Origin of the sequence: Citrobacter sp. CK180 (assembly GCF_030333655.1) — a bacterium.
GTDB lineage: Bacteria > Pseudomonadota > Gammaproteobacteria > Enterobacterales > Enterobacteriaceae > Citrobacter_B > Citrobacter_B koseri.
The window spans coordinates 39,584-59,573 of record NZ_JAOWFM010000054.1 but is presented as its reverse complement, the minus strand read 5'-3'; the positions used below and the strand labels follow the sequence as shown (position 1 = coordinate 59,573).

21 protein-coding genes and 1 pseudogene are annotated in these 19,990 nt (G+C 54.4%); 11 read left to right on the top strand and 11 right to left on the bottom strand.

Annotation, left to right across the window (positions count from 1 at the left end):
* Positions 1 to 22: 22 nt before the first annotated feature.
* Entirely contained in the window at positions 23 to 277 is a 255-nt protein-coding gene (locus tag OGV50_RS17120; RefSeq protein WP_012132092.1) for a GlsB/YeaQ/YmgE family stress response membrane protein, read from the bottom strand.
* Between the two features lie 203 nt (positions 278 to 480).
* On the opposite strand from OGV50_RS17120, the gene ycgR reads away from it, so the two are divergent.
* Positions 481 to 1,215 (top strand): flagellar brake protein YcgR, encoded by a 735-nt coding sequence (ycgR, locus tag OGV50_RS17115; protein WP_049009576.1) that lies wholly within the window; start codon positions 481 to 483, stop codon positions 1,213 to 1,215.
* Between the two features lie 12 nt (positions 1,216 to 1,227).
* Here the strand turns inward: ycgR and emtA are convergent, their stop codons facing one another.
* Positions 1,228 to 1,839 (bottom strand): membrane-bound lytic murein transglycosylase EmtA, encoded by a 612-nt coding sequence (gene emtA / locus OGV50_RS17110; protein WP_286488647.1) that lies wholly within the window; start codon positions 1,837 to 1,839, stop codon positions 1,228 to 1,230.
* Positions 1,840 to 1,939: 100 nt separating this feature from the next.
* On the opposite strand from emtA, the gene ldcA reads away from it, so the two are divergent.
* Together ldcA and OGV50_RS17100 are read left to right on the top strand one after the other, a co-directional pair.
* Positions 1,940 to 2,854: a muramoyltetrapeptide carboxypeptidase gene (ldcA, locus tag OGV50_RS17105; protein ID WP_200090695.1), complete on the top strand. Its 915-nt coding sequence runs from the start codon at positions 1,940 to 1,942 to the stop codon at positions 2,852 to 2,854.
* A gap of 96 nt (positions 2,855 to 2,950) precedes the next feature.
* Positions 2,951 to 4,684 carry a potassium/proton antiporter gene (locus OGV50_RS17100; RefSeq protein ID WP_024130274.1) on the top strand — a complete coding sequence of 578 codons (1,734 nt, stop codon included), beginning with the start codon at positions 2,951 to 2,953 and terminating at the stop codon, positions 4,682 to 4,684.
* On the opposite strand, the pseudogene OGV50_RS23685 reads toward OGV50_RS17100, so the two are convergent.
* The 3 genes and pseudogenes from OGV50_RS23685 to OGV50_RS17090 all read right to left on the bottom strand — a co-directional run.
* A pseudogene (locus OGV50_RS23685) lies at positions 4,625 to 4,762 on the bottom strand (hypothetical protein); the annotation flags it as partial. The gene OGV50_RS17100 and the pseudogene OGV50_RS23685 overlap by 60 nt on opposite strands.
* A gap of 27 nt (positions 4,763 to 4,789) precedes the next feature.
* A complete protein-coding gene (gene dadX, locus OGV50_RS17095) occupies positions 4,790 to 5,860 on the bottom strand; it encodes a catabolic alanine racemase DadX (protein ID WP_200090696.1) in 1,071 nt (356 codons plus the stop codon).
* A 12-nt stretch (positions 5,861 to 5,872) separates the two neighbouring features.
* Positions 5,873 to 7,171: a D-amino acid dehydrogenase gene (locus OGV50_RS17090; RefSeq protein WP_012132085.1), complete on the bottom strand. Its 1,299-nt coding sequence runs from the start codon at positions 7,169 to 7,171 to the stop codon at positions 5,873 to 5,875.
* Between the two features lie 322 nt (positions 7,172 to 7,493).
* Here OGV50_RS17090 and OGV50_RS17085 point away from each other — a divergent pair, with 322 nt between their 5' ends.
* Entirely contained in the window at positions 7,494 to 9,026 is a 1,533-nt protein-coding gene (locus OGV50_RS17085) for a SpoVR family protein (RefSeq protein ID WP_024130273.1), read from the top strand.
* A gap of 454 nt (positions 9,027 to 9,480) precedes the next feature.
* Here OGV50_RS17085 and fadR read toward each other — a convergent pair whose 3' ends face one another.
* A complete protein-coding gene (fadR, locus tag OGV50_RS17080) occupies positions 9,481 to 10,200 on the bottom strand; it encodes a fatty acid metabolism transcriptional regulator FadR (RefSeq protein ID WP_024130272.1) in 720 nt (239 codons plus the stop codon).
* Between the two features lie 222 nt (positions 10,201 to 10,422).
* Here fadR and nhaB point away from each other — a divergent pair, with 222 nt between their 5' ends.
* The 3 genes from nhaB to OGV50_RS17065 all read left to right on the top strand — a co-directional run bounded on the left by nhaB (position 10,423) and on the right by OGV50_RS17065 (position 13,090).
* Entirely contained in the window at positions 10,423 to 11,967 is a 1,545-nt protein-coding gene (nhaB, locus tag OGV50_RS17075) for a Na(+)/H(+) antiporter NhaB (RefSeq protein WP_114847803.1), read from the top strand.
* A 141-nt stretch (positions 11,968 to 12,108) separates the two neighbouring features.
* On the top strand, positions 12,109 to 12,639 hold the full coding sequence (gene dsbB / locus OGV50_RS17070) for a disulfide bond formation protein DsbB (protein ID WP_024130271.1): 531 nt from the start codon (positions 12,109 to 12,111) through the stop codon (positions 12,637 to 12,639).
* 109 nt (positions 12,640 to 12,748) lie between these two features.
* Positions 12,749 to 13,090: a TehB family protein gene (locus OGV50_RS17065; protein WP_047463267.1), complete on the top strand. Its 342-nt coding sequence runs from the start codon at positions 12,749 to 12,751 to the stop codon at positions 13,088 to 13,090.
* Between the two features lie 26 nt (positions 13,091 to 13,116).
* Here OGV50_RS17065 and ycgN read toward each other — a convergent pair whose 3' ends face one another.
* The 3 genes from ycgN to OGV50_RS17050 all read right to left on the bottom strand — a co-directional run bounded on the left by ycgN (position 13,117) and on the right by OGV50_RS17050 (position 14,679).
* Positions 13,117 to 13,563, bottom strand: coding sequence for a cysteine cluster protein YcgN (ycgN, locus tag OGV50_RS17060; protein WP_047464034.1), 447 nt, complete (start codon positions 13,561 to 13,563; stop codon positions 13,117 to 13,119).
* A 92-nt stretch (positions 13,564 to 13,655) separates the two neighbouring features.
* Entirely contained in the window at positions 13,656 to 14,315 is a 660-nt protein-coding gene (locus tag OGV50_RS17055) for a fumarylacetoacetate hydrolase family protein (protein WP_200090697.1), read from the bottom strand.
* Between the two features lie 70 nt (positions 14,316 to 14,385).
* The gene (locus tag OGV50_RS17050) at positions 14,386 to 14,679 is read right to left on the bottom strand and encodes a YcgL domain-containing protein (protein WP_024130270.1); all 294 of its coding nucleotides are present in this window, start codon (positions 14,677 to 14,679) and stop codon (positions 14,386 to 14,388) included.
* A 125-nt stretch (positions 14,680 to 14,804) separates the two neighbouring features.
* Between OGV50_RS17050 and minC the strand changes: the two genes are divergently transcribed.
* From minC to minE, 3 genes are read left to right on the top strand one after another with little or no spacing between them, the layout of a single operon-like run.
* A complete protein-coding gene (gene minC, locus OGV50_RS17045) occupies positions 14,805 to 15,512 on the top strand; it encodes a septum site-determining protein MinC (protein WP_047463264.1) in 708 nt (235 codons plus the stop codon).
* A 23-nt stretch (positions 15,513 to 15,535) separates the two neighbouring features.
* A complete protein-coding gene (gene minD / locus OGV50_RS17040) occupies positions 15,536 to 16,348 on the top strand; it encodes a septum site-determining protein MinD (RefSeq protein WP_047463261.1) in 813 nt (270 codons plus the stop codon).
* Between the two features lie 3 nt (positions 16,349 to 16,351).
* Positions 16,352 to 16,618, top strand: coding sequence for a cell division topological specificity factor MinE (gene minE, locus OGV50_RS17035; protein WP_003859937.1), 267 nt, complete (start codon positions 16,352 to 16,354; stop codon positions 16,616 to 16,618).
* An 88-nt stretch (positions 16,619 to 16,706) separates the two neighbouring features.
* Here minE and OGV50_RS17030 read toward each other — a convergent pair whose 3' ends face one another.
* Positions 16,707 to 17,624, bottom strand: coding sequence for a LysR substrate-binding domain-containing protein (locus OGV50_RS17030; RefSeq protein WP_200090698.1), 918 nt, complete (start codon positions 17,622 to 17,624; stop codon positions 16,707 to 16,709).
* A 103-nt stretch (positions 17,625 to 17,727) separates the two neighbouring features.
* On the opposite strand from OGV50_RS17030, the gene OGV50_RS17025 reads away from it, so the two are divergent.
* Positions 17,728 to 18,810 carry a tartrate dehydrogenase gene (locus OGV50_RS17025; protein ID WP_199975959.1) on the top strand — a complete coding sequence of 361 codons (1,083 nt, stop codon included), beginning with the start codon at positions 17,728 to 17,730 and terminating at the stop codon, positions 18,808 to 18,810.
* 34 nt (positions 18,811 to 18,844) lie between these two features.
* Here the strand turns inward: OGV50_RS17025 and rnd are convergent, their stop codons facing one another.
* Complete coding sequence (gene rnd, locus OGV50_RS17020; RefSeq protein WP_077956910.1) at positions 18,845 to 19,972, bottom strand: ribonuclease D; 1,128 nt, start codon at positions 19,970 to 19,972, stop codon at positions 18,845 to 18,847.
* Between the last annotated feature and the right edge of the window lie 18 nt (positions 19,973 to 19,990).

The following is a 19,990-nucleotide window of genomic DNA, read 5'->3' as shown; positions in this document are numbered from 1 at the left end:
TCCCCACATCCGCTCTGTTCATTTAATTGCGCCGCAGAAGGCGAAAAACGCCGAGCACAACAATCGCCCCGACGACGGCCACCAGGAAACTGTGAAGATTGAACCCGCTGATGCTGCCGCCGATACCAAACATGGTTGCCAGCCAGCCGCCGACAACCGCACCAACGATACCGAGAATACAGGTCAGTATAAAACCACCGCCATCGCGACCCGGCATAATCAGCTTAGCGATAACACCTGCAATCAGACCAAAAATAATCCAGGCAATAATTCCCATATTCAGGCCCTCTTTCCAGTGAAAGCATGCGCAAGACGTTCTTGCGCCAGTCCCTTAAGTATAGGCAAATCAACCGGCCATGCTTTTCATCCTGCAACGTTATGCGCTGGCGTTGATAAAAATTTCACCCATTTGTCTTAAGTTCCGTCATGCCATGCCGATAACCAAACGATAATCTGTCAGGCATCCAGGAGTCATTACGCGTGAGTCACTACAGTGAGCAGTTCCTGAAGCAAAACCCGTTGGCGGTATTAGGCGTACTCAAAGATTTAAACAAGAGCCAGGTGCCACTACGCATCTCCTGGGCCGGGGGGCAGTTCATCAGTAAGATTCTGGACGTTAACGCGGAAAAACTGGTGATGGATTTCGGCAGCCAGGACTATGAAAACATCGCCGTTCAGCGCGCCAGACAGATAACCATTACCGCAGAAACGCAGGGCGCGAAAGTGGAGTTCACGCTGGATCAGCTCACCCGTGGCGAATACCAGCAGCTTCCGGCATTTATTACCGCGCTGCCGCCCGAGCTGTGGTTCGTTCAGCGCCGGGAGTATTTCCGTATTTCCGCGCCTTTGCATCCCCCCTACTACTGCCAGGCGAAAATGCCGGACGACAACACGCTACGTTTTCGCTTGTTCGATCTCTCGCTGGGCGGCATGGGCGCATTGCTGGAAGCGACAAAACCCGCCGGATTAACCGAAGGCATGCGCTTTTCGCAACTTGAGCTGAACATGGGGCAATGGGGCGTTTTCCACTTTGACGCCCAGCTTATTTCCATCAGCGAACGCAGAGTGATTGACGGTAAAAATGAAACGATTACCACTCCCCGTCTGAGCTTTCGTTTTCTCAACGTCAGCCCGGCGGTGGAGCGGGAATTACAGCGGATTATTTTCTCTCTTGAACGGGAAGCGCGGGAAAAATCCAATAAGGTGCGTGAATAACCCCCGTGCGGGTTACATCGCATCCAGCGCTTGCTGGAGTTTCCAGATATAACGCGGCGCCTGTGGCGCAGGATGATTTTTGGCAACGTGCTCGAAAAACTCATCCGCGTTCAGATCGTTGATTTTCTCAATCGCTTTTTTGCGATCGGAAGAGAACGTACGCAGCAGCGCGCCCGCGCCATTGGCATAAGAGACCACCAGCGCGTACTGCATCACCTGCGGATCGTTAATACCGGCCAGCGACCCGTGTTCCAGAATACTCAGGTACGCCGTCCCCATCGAGATATTCCGCTCCGGGTTTTTCAGTTCGCTGGTCGACGGTTCGCCGCTCCAGCCCATATGACGATAAACATCGCGCCCGGACGTCGAGGCCTTCAGCTGCATTAACCCAACCGCCCCGGATTTACTGACCACCGTCGGATTACCGCCCGATTCAATCGCGATGATCGCGGTAATCAGACGCGGGCTGACGCCCCAGGCCTCCCCGGCTTTTTCACTTATCGGCATCCACTGCATTGCCCGTTTAACCGGGACTTCGGCGTTCCAGGGCGGATTCTTGTAATCCTGCTTTGAACTACAGCCCGCCAGCAATACAACCAAAAAAGCAAACCATCTCAATTTCACGTCATCTATCCTTATAGCCGGAATTCGCCGCTGCGAGTGACAACGACATGCTCAATCGGCATGATATACATTTGGTTTTAGATGTCAGCAAGGAATTGCCATGTCCCTGTTTCACTTAATCGCCCCATCGGGTTACTGCATCAATCAGCAAGCGGCCTTACGCGGCGTACAACGGCTGATCGAATCCGGCCACCAGGTGGATAACGCCGCCGTCATTGGCCGCCGTGACCAGCGTTTTGCCGGTTCAGACGCCGAGCGTCTGGCGGATGTTAACGGCCTCGCCCGCCTGACGACGCCCGATACCATTGTGATGCCGGTTCGCGGCGGTTACGGCGCCAGTCGTCTGCTGGAGAGCATTGACTGGCAGGCGCTCATCGCACGGCAACAGGCGAACCCGCTGCTGATCTGCGGCCACAGCGATTTTACGGTGATTCAGTCCGCCCTGCTGGCGCTGGGCAAGGTGATAACGTTTAGCGGCCCCATGCTGGCGGCGAATTTCGGCGCGGAGGAGATGAACACCTTCACCGAGCGCCATTTCTGGCGGGCCTTGTGCAACGCGCAGTTCACGGTGGAGTGGCAAGGTAACGGCCCGACATGTGAGACGGGAGGCACGCTGTGGGGTGGCAATCTGGCCATGCTGGTCTCCCTTATCGGCACCCCGTGGATGCCCGCCATTGAAAATGGCGTACTGGTGCTGGAGGATATTAACGAGCATCCTTTCCGCGTTGAGCGAATGCTTCTGCAACTGTATCACGCGGGGATTCTGTCCCGGCAGAACGCGCTGATATTGGGCAGTTTCAGCGGTAGCGCGCCGAATGATTACGATGCCGGTTACGATCTTGACGCGGTTTACGCGTTTCTGCGTTCCCGTCTCTCCATCCCCGTCGTGACCGGTCTGGATTTTGGTCATGAGCAACGCACCGTTACGCTGCCGCTCGGCGCCCACGCGGTGCTAAAAAATGGCGAAAATGGCAGCCAACTCACACTCTCCGGCCATCCTGTCCTCAAATCATAAAAAAAGCCGTCGCCTGGGCTAAGTAAAACGCTGTTTCTGTCGTTATTATGTTAGGGTTTACTATTAGAAACAGCGTAATTCAGGAGTAACATAACGTTGGATGCCGCAGCCATTATTAGTCTTTTCATTTTGGGTTCAGTCCTCGTAACCTGTAGTATCTTATTAAGTTCATTCTCATCTCGTCTTGGCATCCCTATTCTGGTTATCTTTCTCGCGATTGGCATGCTCGCGGGTGTTGATGGCGTTGGCGGTATCCCGTTTGATAATTATCCTTTCGCGTACATGGTGAGTAACCTCGCGCTGGCAATTATTCTGCTGGATGGCGGGATGCGTACCCAGGCCAGCTCCTTTCGCGTCGCCCTGGGCCCGGCGCTCTCGCTCGCGACGGTAGGGGTACTGATTACCTCCGGTCTCACCGGCATGATGGCCGCCTGGCTCTTTCATTTGGATCTCATTGAAGGGCTGCTGATTGGCGCCATCGTCGGTTCAACGGATGCGGCTGCCGTTTTTTCTCTGCTGGGCGGTAAAGGGCTTAACGAACGCGTCGGTTCGACGCTGGAAATCGAATCCGGGAGTAACGACCCGATGGCGGTTTTCCTGACCATCACGCTGATAGAGATGATTCAGAAACATGAGACCGGCCTGAGCTGGCTTTTCGTGCTCGATATCATCCAGCAGTTTGGACTGGGGATCATGCTGGGGTTAGGCGGCGGATATCTGCTTCAGCAAATGATTAACCGGATTGCCTTGCCCACCGGGTTATATCCGCTGCTGGCGCTGAGCGGGGGAATTCTCGTTTTCGCCGTAACCACCGCGCTGGAAGGCAGCGGCATTCTGGCCGTTTACCTGTGTGGATTCCTGCTGGGCAACCGCCCTATCCGCAACCGGTTTGGCATCCTGCAAAACTTTGACGGCCTGGCCTGGCTGGCGCAAATCGCCATGTTCCTCGTGCTGGGACTGCTCGTTACGCCATCCGATCTGCTGCCTATCGCCGTTCCGGCGCTGGTGCTGTCAGTCTGGATGATTCTGGTGGCTCGCCCGCTCTCCGTTTTCGCGGGCCTGCTGCCGTTTCGGGGCTTTAATCTGCGTGAGCGGATCTTCATCAGCTGGGTGGGGCTGCGTGGCGCCGTACCCATTATCCTGGCGGTTTTCCCGATGATGGCCGGGCTGGAGAATGCCCGACTGTTTTTTAATGTCGCATTCTTTGTAGTGCTGATATCGCTGCTGTTCCAGGGAACGTCCCTGACCTGGGCGGCCAAAAAAGCCAAAGTGGTGGTGCCTCCCGTCGGCTGGCCGGTTTCGCGTATCGGGCTGGATATTCACCCGGAAAACCCCTGGGAGCAGTTTGTCTACCAGTTGAGTGAAGATAAGTGGTGCGTCGGCGCCGCGCTGCGCGATCTGCACATGCCGCAGGAGACCCGCATCGCCGCCCTGTTTCGCGACAACGTGCTGTTCCACCCGACCGGAAGCACCCGTTTACGCGAAGGCGACGTTCTGTGCGTTATTGGACGTGAACGCGACCTTCCGGCGCTGGGCAAACTGTTCAGCCAGTCGCCGCCGGTCGCGCTGGATCAGCGCTTTTTCGGCGATTTTATTCTCGAAGCCAATGCGAAGTTTGCTGACGTCGCCCTGATTTACGGTCTGGACGAAGGAACGGAATATCGCGATAAACAGCAGACGCTGGGGGAAATCGTACAGCAGTTGCTGGGTGCCGCGCCGGTTGTGGGCGACCAGGTGGAGTTTGCCGGCATGATCTGGACGGTCGCAGAGAAAGAAGACAACGCCGTGCGTAAGGTCGGGGTTCGCGTCGCGGGAGATGAAATGGAATAATGGAGACGCTGCCGGATGGCGGCGTTGACACGCCTTATCCGGCCTACACTCTGCCCTCTGTAGGCCGGATAAGCACAGGCGCCATCCTACGGCGCCACAAAAAAGTTACGCCGTCACAACCGGAACACGCGGCGCCAGCGCGCACATCAGTTCATACCCCACCGTTCCCGCCGCAGAGGCGACATCATCAATCTTGATCTCTTTCCCCCACAGTTCCACAGACGTACCGATACCCGCCTGCGGGCACGGCGTCAGATCCACCGCCAGCATATCCATCGACACGGTGCCAACCGTTCCGGTACGCACACCGTCCACCAGCACTGGCGTGCCGTTTGGCGCATGACGGGGATAACCATCCGCATAGCCCGCCGCCACAATCCCGATGCGCTGCTCCTGGGTCGCGGTATAGCGTCCGCCATACCCGACCCGATCGTCCGCTTTCAGCGTCTGTACGCCAATAATCTGGCTACTCAGGGTCATAACCGGTTTCAGCCCGGTATTGGCGATATCCCGCCACTGTCCTGACGGCGATGCGCCATACAGAATAATTCCGGGTCGCACCCAGTCAAAATGGGCTTCAGGATGCCACAGCGTAGCCGCTGAATTCGACAGCGAGCGACGGCATTCAAGCCCTTCCGTCGCATGGGCGATTTTCGTCATCGCCTGGTCGATCCCTTCCGGGTGCTCAGCATCGGCAAAGTGCGACATTAACGTCATTTCGCCCACATTCGGCAGCGCCCGCAGTTGCTGCCAGACGGTCTGTACCCGCTCGGGTAAAAAACCCAGCCGGTTCATGCCGCTATTCACTTTGAGATAAACATCCAGCGGCGCGTTCAGGCGCGCGTTTTGCAACACTTTGAGCTGCCAGTTGCTGTGTATGCAGGTCGTCAGACGGTATGTGTCATATATGGCCAGCTCGTCGGCATGGAAGAACCCTTCCAGCATTAAGATCGGCCCTTTCCATCCCCGCTCTCGCAGCGTAATCGCCTCTTCGAGATTGAGCATGGCAAAGCCGTCGGTCGCCCCCAACGCCGTCCAGATACGCTCGATACCATGTCCGTAGGCATTGGCTTTCACCACCGACCAGACGCGAGCGTTCGGGGCGGCCTGGCGCACAATGCCAAGATTTTGTTTCATCGCCTGCAGGTCAAGGCTGGCCAGTATAGGGCGGGTCATCTCGCTTCCTTATTAGTTATGCGCGCCATGAAGATGCCGGGGTCGTGACGGCGTAAAGCCAGGGCTGTACCGCGCTACGCTCAGGTCGTCATAAGGAATAGCAGGTGTACGACCTGAAAGAATATCGCTCAGTAATTGCCCTGAACCGCAGGCCATTGTCCAGCCCAGCGTCCCATGCCCGGTGTTCAGCCACAGGTTTTTGAAGCGCGTCCGTCCGATCACCGGCGTACCATCCGGGGTCATTGGCCGCAGCCCGGTCCAGAACGTGGCTTGTTCCACATGCCCTCCGCGCGGGAAGAGATCGCGTACGACCATCTCCAGCGTTTCACGACGCGGTTGTAATAATTCAGTGTTAAAGCCGACAATTTCCGCCATTCCCCCCACGCGAATGCGCTTATCAAAACGGGTAATGGCGATTTTGTAGGTTTCATCAAGGATAGTCGAAACTGGCGCGCCATCGTCCTGTGCGACCGGAATCGTCAGCGAATAACCTTTAAGCGGATAGACCGGAATATCGACGATCCCTTTGAGCATCGCCGTCGAGTAAGAGCCAAACGCCATCACGTAAGCATCGGCTTTGATGATGTCATCCCCGCACTTCACGCCGTAAATTTGTTCACCTTCGTACAGCAGTTTTTCCACCGGCGTGTTGAAGCGAAACGTCACGCCCGCCTGTTCCGCCATCTGCGCCAGGCGCTGAGTGAACAGCTGGCAATCTCCGGTTTCATCATTGGGCAGACGCAGGCCGCCGGTCAGTTTGTGCGCCACTTCCGCCAGCGCAGGTTCAACCTCCGCCAGGCGACTGGATTCCAGTAGCTGATACGGTACGCCGGCATCTTCCAGAACGGCGATATCGCGGGTGGCGTTCTCATACTGTTGCGCGGTACGGAATAACTGCAATGTTCCGCCCTGACGCCCTTCATACTGAATGCCGGTTGAGGCACGCAGCGCTTTCAGGCAATCACGGCTGTACTCCGCCAGACGCACCATGCGCCCTTTGTTCTCCATGTAATGGCGGGTGTCGCAGTTACGCAACATTTGCCACATCCACTTCAACTGAAACTGCGTCCCGTCCAGGCGAACAGCCAGCGGCGCATGGCGCTGGAACATCCACTTGATGGCCTTCAGCGGCACACCCGGCGCCGCCCACGGCGCGGCATAGCCCGGAGAAATTTGTCCGGCGTTCGCCGCGCTGGTTTCCAGCGCCGGGCCAGGTTCACGATCGATGACGGTGACGTCATGCCCAGCCTGACACAGATACCAGGCGCTGGTTACGCCAACGACGCCACTTCCCAGTATGACAACTCGCATAGCCACTCCGTTAACAGTAAAAGAACAATCTTCTAATTACATCTTGATAACTCAGTTGAAAATATTATTCAACATATGGCTTTTTTATGGTGACGCACCTCACATCTGCCTCTGTTGTCAGGGATCTCTCTGCTTTGGCATCTCCTGCTGTGCGTCATTTTTATCCAGCATAAAATATCGCAGCCATGCCAGTTTCTGGCGTGCCGGCGCTGCGAAATCGCAAAGAAAAATTTTCTTCATCAGCACGTTTTTTAACACGGTGTTCTATGCTTGAAATGAGGTGCTCCAGACAGAGAGTGCCGCCAACAATGAGGGTGCGCGAATGGCTACGATTGATTCCATGAACAAGGACAGCACACGTTTGAGCGATGGACCCGACTGGACGTTTGATCTGCTGGATGTCTATCTGGCGGAGATTGACCGCGTCGCGAAACTCTACAAACTGGATACCTACCCGCACCAAATCGAGGTGATCACCTCTGAGCAGATGATGGATGCCTATTCCAGCGTCGGGATGCCGATCAACTATCCTCACTGGTCGTTTGGCAAAAAATTCATTGAAACCGAGCGCCTGTATAAGCACGGTCAGCAAGGGCTGGCCTATGAAATCGTCATTAACTCCAACCCGTGTATCGCTTATCTGATGGAAGAGAACACCATTACTATGCAGGCGCTGGTGATGGCGCACGCGTGCTATGGGCATAACTCTTTCTTCAAGAATAACTACCTGTTCCGCAGCTGGACCGACGCCAGTTCGATTGTCGATTACTTGATCTTTGCCCGTAATTACATTACCGAATGCGAAGAACGCTATGGCGTGGACGAAGTTGAAAAGCTGCTGGATTCCTGCCATGCGCTGATGAACTATGGCGTCGATCGCTACAAACGCCCGCAAAAAATTTCGTTGCAGGAGGAGAAAGCCCGGCAGAAAAGTCGCGAAGAGTATCTGCAAAGCCAGGTGAATATGCTGTGGCGTACTCTGCCGAAGAAAGAGGAAGAGAAAGCCGTCGCCGAAACGCGGCGTTACCCGTCTGAACCGCAGGAAAACCTGCTCTACTTTATGGAAAAGAACGCGCCGTTGCTGGAGTCATGGCAGCGCGAGATCCTGCGCATCGTGCGCAAGGTCAGCCAGTATTTCTATCCGCAAAAACAGACGCAGGTGATGAACGAAGGCTGGGCGACGTTCTGGCACTACACCATCCTGAATCATCTTTACGATGAAGGTAAAGTGACCGAGCGCTTTATGCTGGAGTTTTTACACAGCCACACCAATGTGGTGTTCCAGCCGCCGTACAACAGCCCGTGGTATAGCGGAATTAACCCTTATGCGCTTGGCTTCGCGATGTTCCAGGACATCAAACGCATTTGCCAGTCGCCAACGGAAGAAGACAAATACTGGTTCCCGGATATCGCCGGTTCAGACTGGCTGGAAACCCTGCATTTCGCGATGCGTGATTTTAAAGACGAGAGCTTTATCAGCCAGTTCCTGTCGCCGAAAGTGATGCGTGATTTCCGTTTCTTTACCGTGCTGGACGACGACCGGCACAATTATCTGGAAATTTCGGCCATTCACAATGAGGAAGGTTATCGCGAGATCCGCAATCGGCTTTCGTCACAGTACAACCTGAGCAATCTGGAGCCGAATATTCAGATCTGGAATGTGGATTTACGCGGCGATCGCTCTTTGACGCTACGCTATATTCCTCACAACCGCGCACCGCTGGACAAGGGACGTAAAGAGGTGCTGAAACATGTGCATCGCCTGTGGGGGTTTGATGTCATGCTGGAGCAGCAGAATGAGGATGGCAGCGTTGAGCTGCTGGAACGCTGCCCGCCGAGAATGAACAGCCTGTAGTTTAATTGCCGGATGGCGGTGTAAACACCTTATCCGGCCTACAAACAGCACATCACCGTAGGCCGAATAAACAAAGCACCATCCGGCGCGAACAAACAGCACATCGCCGTAGGCCGGATAAGCAAAGCGCCATCCGGCGCGAACAAACAGCACACCGCCGTAGGCCGGATAAGCGAAGCGCCATCCGGCGCAAACAAACAGCACAACCGCCGTAGGCCGGATAAGCAAAGCGCCATCCGGCGCAAACAATCAGCACATCACCGCAGGCCGGATAAGCGAAGCGCCATCCGGCGCAAACAAACAGCACACCACCGTAGGCCGGATAAGCGGAGCGCCATCCGGCACAAACAAACAGAACATCACCGTAGGCCGGATAAGCGAAGCGCCATCCAGCACAAACAAACAGCACACCACCGTAGGCCGGATGAGCGAAGCGCCATCCGGCGTATAACGATTAGCGGCCCTGAATGGCCAAATCGCCTGGCAAATTCTTCTGCATACGATGCCAAATCTCACCGCTGTCATGACCGTAACGGCGTACCGTTTCGTACACCTGGTCATGCGCGCCCTGCTCGCAAAGCGATGACAGCTTATGGTAGAAACCGAGCGCCAGGCTCCGGGCTTCCGGGTTGGCGAAATAGTGACGGCCAATGCGGGTATACAGCCCTTTCATCCCGTTCAGGATCAGACCGTAAATCGGATTACCGGAGGCAAACGCCAGACCGCGGAAAATGTTGTAATCCAGCTCCGCGAACGCATCGGCGTAGTCGGCCACTTCATTCGCCGTCGCCAGTACCTCCTGCGCCTTATCAGGATGCTGACGAAACGCGGTGCGGATAAAAATCGTGGAGATATTGGTTCGCACCGACAGCAGATTATCAATCAGTTGCGGCACGCTTTCATGATCAAGACGCGCGAGCGTTTCAAGAATATTCAGCCCGGACGTTTCCCAGAAATTGTTCACCTTTGTCGGTTTGCCGTGTTGAATCGTCAACCAGCCGTCTCGCGCCAGGCGCTGCAATACTTCGCGTAACGTGGTGCGCGTCACTCCGATAAGTTCGGAGAGTTCACGTTCGGCAGGCAAAATAGTGCCAGGTGGGAAGCGGTTATTCCAGATACTTTCAATGATGTACTCTTCCGCGAAACCCGCCGGGCTCTGCGCCTTAATGACCATAGTGAGATTTCCATTACACAGCAAAACATAGTTACACTCATCATACCAGACGGGTTTCATGGCTGATAGCGGACAGGATGAAGAAAAAGGGGATCAAGGCTTCATTTTCTGGATAACGCCGCGCCATCACGTTAAGGACTTGCCTGCTTTTACCCTGGCCGCTAAGCTTTGCGCCTAAACATAAAAACATGATTCTCACATTTACAGGTAAGGGAAACTGCCATGGAGCTCTCCTGGGGTCGCGCATTCTGGCGCAACTTTCTGGGCCAGTCGCCTGACTGGTATAAACTTGCATTAATCGCTTTTTTAATTGCTAATCCACTGATTTTCTTCATCAACCCATTTGTAGCGGGCTGGCTGCTGGTCGCTGAATTTATTTTCACGCTGGCGATGGCGCTGAAGTGCTATCCCCTGCTGCCCGGCGGATTACTGGCGATTGAAGCGGTCATCATTGGGATGACCAGCGCAGCGCATGTGCGTGAAGAGGTTGCCGCCAACCTCGAAGTGCTGCTGCTGCTGATGTTCATGGTCGCAGGCATCTACTTTATGAAGCAGTTGCTGCTGTTCATTTTTACCCGCCTGCTGCTTAGCATTCGTTCCAAGATGCTGCTGTCGCTCGCATTTTGTATGGCTGCCGCCTTCCTGTCCGCTTTCCTTGATGCCCTGACCGTTGTCGCGGTGGTCATCAGCGTCGCGGTCGGCTTTTATGGCATTTATCATCGCGTCGCCTCTGCGCGCGGCGAAGAGAACGATCTCCAGGATGACGACCACCTCGACCAGAACAGTAAAGCGGTGCTGGAACAGTTTCGCGGTTTCTTGCGCAGCCTGATGATGCATGCGGGCGTAGGCACCGCGCTGGGCGGCGTCATGACGATGGTCGGTGAACCGCAGAACCTGATTATCGCCAAAGCGGCGGGCTGGCATTTCGGCGATTTCTTCCTGCGCATGTCGCCGGTGACGGTTCCGGTGCTAATTTGCGGGCTGCTCACCTGCGTGCTGGTCGAGAAACTGCGCTGGTTTGGCTATGGTGAAACGCTGCCGGAGAAAGTGCGTCATATTTTGCAGGAGTTCGACGATCAAAGCCGTCAACGTCGTACACGCCAGGACAAACTCAATCTGTTTGTACAGGCGATTATCGGCGTCTGGCTGGTGACGGCGCTGGCGCTGCATCTGGCGGAAGTGGGCTTGATTGGTCTGTCGGTCATTATTCTGGCCACGTCACTCACCGGCGTCACCGATGAACACGCGATTGGCAAAGCATTTACTGAGTCCTTGCCGTTTACCGCGCTGTTGACGGTTTTCTTCTCCATCGTGGCGGTCATTATCGATCAGCATCTTTTCGCCCCGATCATCCAGTTCGTTTTACAGGCTTCCGAACATGCGCAGTTAACGCTGTTCTACCTCTTCAATGGCCTGCTGTCGTCCATTTCCGATAACGTGTTCGTCGGGACGATTTACATCAATGAGGCCAAAGCGGCTATGGAAAGCGGCGCAATCAGCATGAAACAGTACGAACTGCTGGCGGTGGCGATCAACACCGGCACCAATTTGCCGTCCGTAGCGACGCCAAACGGCCAGGCGGCATTTTTGTTCCTGCTCACCTCTGCGCTGGCGCCGCTGATTCGTCTTTCTTATGGCCGTATGGTCTGGATGGCGTTGCCATACACGCTGGTGCTCACCCTCGTTGGTTTACTCTGCGTCGAGTTTACCCTCACCCCCATCACGGAGTGGATGACGCAATCTGGCTGGTTAGCTACATTCTCATAACATCAAACCGGGCAAATCACTGCCCGGTTTGACTTTTTGCATGATAATTATCCGATTATACTTTATTTCATTTCCCACTACTGGCGCATAAATTGAATTGGTTTACACTGCGGTGTCTACGCATGTTGCAGGGAAATAATTATGTTGCGATTTTTAAACCAGTGCTCACGGGGTCGGGGCGCGTGGTTACTGATGGCGTTAACTGCCTTTGCGCTCGAAATGGTAGCGCTGTGGTTCCAGCACGTCATGCTGCTCAAACCTTGCGTGCTATGTATTTACGAACGTAGTGCGTTATTCGGCGTGATGGGCGCGGGTCTGGTTGGCGCTGTCGCCCCTAAAACGCCGCTGCGTTATGTGGCGATAGCGATCTGGATTTACAGCGCCTGGCGCGGGTTGCAGTTGGCTTATGAACACACGATGATCCAGCTTCATCCTTCGCCGTTCATGACCTGTGATTTTGCTGCGCGCTTCCCGACGTGGCTGCCGCTGGATAAATGGCTGCCGCAGGTATTCCTGGCTTCCGGCGACTGCGCCGAGCGTCAGTGGTCGTTTTTAACCCTGGAGATGCCGCAGTGGCTGTTGGGGATTTTTGCGGCATATCTGGCGATCGCGATCCTGGTGTTGATTGCTCAACCGTTTAAGCCGAAAAGACGCGATCTCTTTAGTCGATAACAGAACGCTCCTTCGGGAGCGTTTTTTTTCGCCTGACGGCGTTGCTTCCGGGCATCTATAAAATGTATATTAAATACATCTTATAGATGCCCCCACAAGGAGACGCCTTATGTCCCATTTACGCATCCCGGCAAACTGGAAAATTAAACGTTCCACTCCCTTCTTCACCAAAGAGAATGTGCCAGCCGCACTGCTCTCCCACCATAACACCGCTGCGGGTGTCTTTGGGCAACTCTGCGTGATGGAAGGCACAGTCACTTACTACGGTTTCGCTAACGAAGATGCCAAAGAACCTGAACTCAAAGTGGTCATTAACGCCGGTCAGTTTGCGACCAGCCCGCCGCAATACTGGCACCGCATCGAATTAAGCGACGATGCGCAATTCAATATCAATTTCTGGGTTGAAGACGACAACCACGGCGATGAAATGTATCAGGCGAAAAAAGCGTAATTAACGCTTGCTGAACAATGGGCGGTTCAGTCCGCCCATGAAGGTTTGTTTAAGATGTGATCCTGCCAGTCCCGCACTTCAGATTCTTTCACCGCAATATGGCGCACAGAAATACGCTCGCCGTGCATCGCCGCTTTCGACCCGGTCAACAACGGATGCCAGCCCGGCAGCCCCTTTCCTTCCGCTAACAAGCGATAGGCGCAGGTCATCGGCAACCATTCAAAGGTTGGCAGATTATCGCGGGTGAGTTTAATGCAGTCTGGCTCGTACTCGAACCGACGTTCATAGTTACGACACTGGCAGGTTTTGATATTCAACTGGCGACACGCCACGTTGGTGAAATAGATTTCGTCGGTGTCTTCATCCATCAGTTTGTGCAGGCAACACTGGCCGCATCCATCACACAACGACTCCCACTCGGCATCGGTCATGTCATCCAGGGTTTTACTTTGCCAGAAAGGTATGTCGCTCATCAGGGTATCCGCCATTGCTGTAAAGCTGCACCTTATAACCAGTCTGGCACGCTGATGCAAGTTTTGCCGACCGAAAAGGCGGCAAGCAGAGATTACAGGACGCGCGTCGTCAGCGTTTGACCGTTAAAACTGACTTCCAGCTCGTCGCCGCTTTGCAACGGGCCAACGCCTTCCGGTGTGCCGGTCAGGATCACGTCTCCCGCTTTGAGCGTGAAGAAACGGCTCATGTAGGCGACGAGCGGCACGATGTGGTGGATCATCTCCGCCGTCGAGCCTTGCTGACGGATTTCGCCGTTCACTTTCAACCCGAGCGCGGTATTTTGCGGATCGCCATGAAACTCCGAAACCGGAATAAAACCTGACAGCGGGCAGGAATTATCAAACCCTTTTGCTTTTTCCCAGGGCTGACCGGCTTTTTTCATTTTGCCCTGAATATCCCGCAGCGTCAGATCGAGCGCCACGCCATAACCGGCAATCGCCTTGCGGACATGGTCTTCCGTCGCCTGGCGCAGAGTTGAGCCAATCAATATCGCCAGTTCGACTTCATGGTGAACGGCGCCCATGTTCGTCGGAATCGCCAGCGGCTGGCGCAGATCGCACAGCGCCGTTTCTGGTTTAATAAAAAGAACGGGTTCATCCGGCGTTGCGCTACCCATCTCCTTAATATGCTTTGCGTAGTTACTGCCTACACAAACCACTTTACTTACCGGGTAATCAAGCAGAGCACCTTGCCAGTTGTGATGTTGATACATTATTTTCCCCTAACGTAATCGTGGATTTCAGGAACTGCATCGGCAGGGCATTCACGTTGCCGGATACAGTTTAACTTTTAGCGTCTGGTTTATTTTCGCCCGGCGCAGAAAGATGTTGTTTGAGTAAATCTTCCGGCGGTGGCGGCAGTTGTAAATAATACCCCTGGTCGGTTAACGCTTGTTTTACTTTCTCCAGGTCGGCATTCACTAATTTCTTACGCCCATCCAACGGCAGAATCATTGCCAGCGTTGGCTGCCCGAATCCCTTCATCAGATCTTCAGGAACCCGTGAGAAATCGTCTTTTTTTTCGACGTATAAATAGGTCTGGTCGCGTTTGCTACTTCGATAGATCACACAAAACATACTTTTACTCTGAATTAACGGGATGGTGACTTGCCTCAATATAATACTGACTATAACATGCCTTCTAGTCTTCGGAATATCGCCCCGCATTGGGGATGATAAATAGCAAATTGAGTAAGGCCAGGATGTCAAACACGCCAATCGAGCTTAAAGGCAGTAGCTTCACCTTATCAGTGGTTCATTTGCACGAAGCTGAACCCAAGGTTATTCGTCAGGCGTTGGAAGACAAAATCGCTCAGGCACCTGCTTTTTTAAAACATGCTCCCGTGGTCATTAACGTCAGCGGCCTTGAAAGTCCAGTAAACTGGCCTGCGCTGCAAGAGGTGGTGACGTCTACCGGTCTGCGTATTATCGGCGTTAGCGGCTGCAAAGACGCGGCGCTAAAAGCGGAAATTGACGAGATGGGTCTTCCTTTACTGACTGAAGGTAAAGAGAAAGTCGCTCGTTCCGCCCCGGTCGAAGCCCCGGCACCGAGCGCGCCGCCGCAAAATGTTACCCCCATCACAAAAACGCGATTAATTGACGTACCGGTTCGTTCCGGTCAGCGCATTTATGCTCCACAATGTGATCTAATTGTTACAAGTCACGTCAGCGCTGGCGCAGAGTTAATCGCAGACGGTAATATCCACGTTTATGGCATGATGCGGGGCCGCGCGCTGGCAGGCGCCAGCGGCGATCGGGAAGCGCAAATTTTTTGTACCCATCTGACGGCAGAACTGGTGTCTATCGCAGGTGTTTATTGGCTGAGTGATAAAATCCCGGCAGAATTTTATGGCAAAGCGGCGCGTCTGCGGTTAGCAGATAACGCTTTGGCAGTTCAACCGTTGAATTGATCCCTTTTTAACAAGGAATTTCTATGGCACGCATTATTGTAGTTACTTCGGGTAAAGGGGGCGTTGGCAAGACCACCTCCAGCGCGGCCATCGCTACTGGTTTGGCCCAGAAGGGAAAGAAAACTGTCGTTATCGATTTCGATATCGGTCTGCGTAACCTCGACCTGATCATGGGATGTGAGCGTCGTGTCGTTTACGATTTTGTGAACGTGATTCAGGGCGATGCGACGCTAAACCAGGCGTTAATCAAAGATAAGCGCACTGAGAATCTCTTTATTCTTCCGGCATCGCAAACCCGCGATAAAGACGCGCTAACCCGTGAGGGCGTAGCAAAAGTTCTCGATGACCTGAAGACAATGGATTTCGACTTTATCGTCTGCGACTCTCCGGCGGGCATTGAAACCGGCGCGCTGATGGCGCTCTATTTTGCCGATGAAGCGATTATCACCACGAACCCGGAAGTCTCCTCAGTACGTGACTCTGACCGTATTCTGGGCATTCTGGCGTCAAAATCTCGTCGTGCTGAAAACGGCGAAGACCCGATTAAAGAGCATCTGCTGCTGACGCGTTACAACCCAGGCCGCGTTAACAGAGGCGATATGCTCAGTATGGAAGACGTGCTGGAAATCCTGCGCATCAAACTCGTGGGGGTTATCCCGGAAGATCAGTCAGTCCTGCGCGCATCCAACCAGGGAGAGCCGGTTATTCTCGACATCACTGCTGATGCGGGTAAAGCCTATGCAGATACCGTAGAACGTCTGTTGGGAGAAGAACGTCCTTTCCGCTTCATTGAAGAAGAGAAGAAAGGTTTCCTCAAACGCCTGTTCGGAGGATAAGTTATGGCATTACTGGATTTTTTTCTCTCGCGGAAAAAGAGTACAGCCAACATCGCTAAAGAGCGACTGCAAATCATTGTTGCGGAGCGCCGTCGCAGCGACGCCGAGCCGCATTATTTACCGCAGTTGAGAAAAGATATTCTCGAAGTCATCTGCAAGTATGTGCAAATTGATCCAGAAATGGTCACCGTACAGCTTGAGCAAAAAGACGGCGATATTTCAATTCTCGAGCTTAACGTGACATTACCGGAAGCCGAAGAGTCCAGATAATCTCTTTTCGGATAACGCAACGCGATAAAAAGGCAGAGTATTCTGCCTTTTATTTGCTGCTGTGCCATAAACAGTAACGCGGCGGTGCTTATTCCAGGCTGAACTTCGGGTAACGCTCCTGAAAATAGCGGCGCAGAAATTCAACCGTAATGCGAATTTTTGCCGACGAGGAAAGACGGGAAGCAGAGACCGCCCAGATATTGGCAGGCTGATAATATTCCGGCAGAACCTGCACAAGATGGCCGCTGGCAATGTTATCGCAGACATCCCACCACGACCGCAACGCAATGCCCTGCCCGTCCAGACACCATTGATGCACAATCTCACCGTGGTTGGAGGACAGTGACCCTGTCACTTTGATCGAATATTCCCGTTCTTTTGTGCGTAACTGCCAGACGCCAAAGGGATGGTCACGCTCTTTAATCACCAGACGCGGAAAGGCTGCCAGATCGCTGAGCTGCTTCGGCGTGCCGTGCTGCGCCAGAAACGCCGGTGATGCGCATAAAATGCGGTAATTGGTTCCAAGCTTATGCGCGATTAAATTAGAGGCAATCTCATCACCAATACGAATATCAAGATCGACCCCTTCATTCACCAGATCTACCAGCCTGTCCTCAACGTCAAACCGCAACTCCAGCTGTGGATACTGCTTCGCCAGCGCCGACAGCGCGGGCGCAACAATCCGCCGACCGAAGCCAAAACTGCTGATAATACGCAGCATACCTTGTGGGACTTGCCGCACGTCAGACAGCTCATCCATCATCTGATCCACATCCTGCAAAATGCGCTGCGCCCATTCGTAAATACGCTCGCCCTCTTCCGTGATCGTCACCCGCCGGGTCGTTCGGTGGAGCAGCACCACGTTCAGCGTCTGCTCCAGCAACGCCACCCGTTTGCTGATAAACGCCGGCGAAACGCCCAGCTCTTCCGCAACCGCGCTAAAACCCGCACGCCGGGCAACCCGCATAAAGACGCGTAAATCATTCAGGAGAGGCAGATTATTCATGATCTGTGTTTTATGTTTCACCAGTTGGAAGGATTAACTCTCAATCAGTCAATTATAGGATAAGGGGTAAGTCAATTTTGACTGCTGATAAGTGAGAGCTGGTATGAAGAAAACCTGTCGTATTGCCGCTATTCCCGGAGACGGTATTGGTAAAGAAGTCCTGCCTGAAGGTATTCGCGTATTGCAGACCGCCGCTGAACGCTGGGATCTCTCGCTCAGCTTTGAGCCGATTGAGTGGGCCAGCTGCGAATATTATGCACATCACGGTACGATGATGCCTGACGACTGGCATGCGCAGCTAAAATCATTTGATGCGATCTATTTCGGCGCCGTCGGCTGGCCGGATACCGTCCCGGACCATGTTTCATTGTGGGGATCGCTGCTGAAATTCCGTCGCGAATTTGACCAGTACGTTAACCTGCGTCCGGTACGTCTGTTTCCCGGCGTTCCCTGCCCGCTGGCCGGAAAAAAAGCGGGAGATATTGATTTCTACGTCGTGCGCGAGAACACCGAAGGGGAATACTCCTCGCTGGGCGGGCGCGTCAATGCCGGAACCGAGCACGAAGTGGTGATTCAGGAGTCGGTATTTACCCGGCGCGGAGTGGATCGCATTCTGCGCTACGCCTTTGAGCTGGCGCAAAGCCGACCGCGCAAAACGCTGACGTCCGCCACCAAATCCAACGGCCTGGCCATCAGTATGCCTTTCTGGGATGAACGCGTTGAAGCCATGGCGCAGCACTACCCGGAGATTCGTTGGGATAAGCAGCATATCGACATTCTGTGCGCCCGCTTTGTCATGCAGCCGGAGCGCTTTGACGTGGTTGTCGCCTCAAATCTGTTTGGCGATATTCTGTCCGATCTTGGCCCGGCCTGTACCGGCACCATCGGCATTGCGCCTTCCGCAAACCTGAACCCGGAACGCACATTCCCGTCGCTGTTTGAACCGGTACACGGCTCTGCGCCGGATATATACGGCAAGAATATCGCCAACCCTGTTGCCACCATCTGGGCGGGCGCCATGATGCTGGATTTCCTCGGCAATGGCGATACGCGCTACCGGGAGGCACATGACGGTATTCTCGCGGCCATTGAGCAGGTTATCGCCAACGGCCCGAAAACACCGGATCTGAAAGGCACCGCCTCCACCCGGCAGATGGCGGAGGCGATCTGTCAGGCGCTGCGCTAATGACGGAGCGGCCGGGTAGCGGCCATCATCCGTATTACAGCGGATATTCCTGCAACAGATTCCGCAGTTTTTCCGCCATCAGTTCCGCACGCCAGCCGGAGATAAGTTCCGGCTGCGTGGCCTGCGGTTTTAACTTCCAGTGCCAGTTAAGCAACTGGTTGATTTGCCGACGCGACGCCAGCAATTCCGCACTGACGTTGTGCGTCGCGCTAACATCTGCCACCAGCGCTTTGATGGCTTTAAACGCCTTGCGATAGCCTGGCATATCCATCAGGTTCAGCAAGGGCTCCGGCAGCGTCTCTTCCGGCAGCGCCTGCGCCTTCTCCACTAACGCGATCAGCGTCTTACCGTGAAAACGAATTTCGCTGCCAGAAAGCCCCAGGCTGTCCAGTTCGCCCAGACTCCCCGGCATATAACGCGCCACCGCCCACAGGTGCTCTTCGCGCACCACAAAGTTGACCGCCAGATCGCGCTCACGCGCCTTGCGCAGTCGCCAGTCGGCCAACAGTTGCAGGCAGGCCAGTTGACGGGTACGCAACTGCCACGCATTGGTGATGTCACGCCAGGCCTCTTCCGGTGCCAGAATTTCCTGACGACGCTGCTGCATCAGACGGCATTCATCCAGCGCCGCAGGCAGCCAGCCGGATGCTTCGGTTTCGACCATCAGTTTTTTGGTGATCGGTAACAAATACCAGACGTCCGCCGCCGCATACTCGCACTGACGTTCGGTTAACGGTCTTGCCAGCCAGTCGGTACGGGACTCGCTTTTATCCAGCGCGACGCCCGTAAACTCCTCCACCATCGCGGCAAAACCCCAGGACAAGGGGCGGCCGCAAAATGCGGCAAGGATCTGCGTGTCGATCAGCGGTTGCGGCAGTTCTCCGAAGGTGTTGAGAAAAACCTCCAGATCTTCGCTGCCCGCATGCAAAAATTTGGTTATCGCGGTATCACGCAACACGGCGCGCAGAGGCGACCAGTCGGTAATGCCGTGAGGATCAATCAGGGCGACATGCTCGCCATCAAACAGCTGGATAAGCCCAAGTTGCGGGTAATAGGTGCGCGTACGGACAAACTCCGTATCAAGGGCAATCGCCGGAAATGCCCGAACCGCTTCACATAACGTCGCCAGCGCGTCGTCCGTAGTGATCATTTGGTAATTCAAATCATATTCTCTTTAGTT

Bases quoted from the DNA above. Each gene is read 5' to 3' on its own strand.
- OGV50_RS17025 (WP_199975959.1), top strand. From the start codon at position 17,728: ATGAAGAAAACCTGTCGTATTGCCGCTATTCCCGGAGACGGTATTGGT.
- dsbB (WP_024130271.1), top strand. From the start codon at position 12,109: ATGTTGCGATTTTTAAACCAGTGCTCACGGGGTCGGGGCGCGTGGTTA.
- minC (WP_047463264.1), top strand. From the start codon at position 14,805: ATGTCAAACACGCCAATCGAGCTTAAAGGCAGTAGCTTCACCTTATCA.
- OGV50_RS17120 (WP_012132092.1), bottom strand. From the start codon at position 277: ATGGGAATTATTGCCTGGATTATTTTTGGTCTGATTGCAGGTGTTATC.
- OGV50_RS17065 (WP_047463267.1), top strand. From the start codon at position 12,749: ATGTCCCATTTACGCATCCCGGCAAACTGGAAAATTAAACGTTCCACT.
- minE (WP_003859937.1), top strand. From the start codon at position 16,352: ATGGCATTACTGGATTTTTTTCTCTCGCGGAAAAAGAGTACAGCCAAC.
- ycgN (WP_047464034.1), bottom strand. From the start codon at position 13,563: ATGAGCGACATACCTTTCTGGCAAAGTAAAACCCTGGATGACATGACC.
- OGV50_RS17090 (WP_012132085.1), bottom strand. From the start codon at position 7,171: ATGCGAGTTGTCATACTGGGAAGTGGCGTCGTTGGCGTAACCAGCGCC.
- nhaB (WP_114847803.1), top strand. From the start codon at position 10,423: ATGGAGCTCTCCTGGGGTCGCGCATTCTGGCGCAACTTTCTGGGCCAG.
- minD (WP_047463261.1), top strand. From the start codon at position 15,536: ATGGCACGCATTATTGTAGTTACTTCGGGTAAAGGGGGCGTTGGCAAG.
- OGV50_RS17055 (WP_200090697.1), bottom strand. From the start codon at position 14,315: ATGTATCAACATCACAACTGGCAAGGTGCTCTGCTTGATTACCCGGTA.
- dadX (WP_200090696.1), bottom strand. From the start codon at position 5,860: ATGACCCGCCCTATACTGGCCAGCCTTGACCTGCAGGCGATGAAACAA.
- ldcA (WP_200090695.1), top strand. From the start codon at position 1,940: ATGTCCCTGTTTCACTTAATCGCCCCATCGGGTTACTGCATCAATCAG.
- OGV50_RS17050 (WP_024130270.1), bottom strand. From the start codon at position 14,679: ATGTTTTGTGTGATCTATCGAAGTAGCAAACGCGACCAGACCTATTTA.
- fadR (WP_024130272.1), bottom strand. From the start codon at position 10,200: ATGGTCATTAAGGCGCAGAGCCCGGCGGGTTTCGCGGAAGAGTACATC.
- OGV50_RS17085 (WP_024130273.1), top strand. From the start codon at position 7,494: ATGGCTACGATTGATTCCATGAACAAGGACAGCACACGTTTGAGCGAT.
- OGV50_RS17030 (WP_200090698.1), bottom strand. From the start codon at position 17,624: ATGAATAATCTGCCTCTCCTGAATGATTTACGCGTCTTTATGCGGGTT.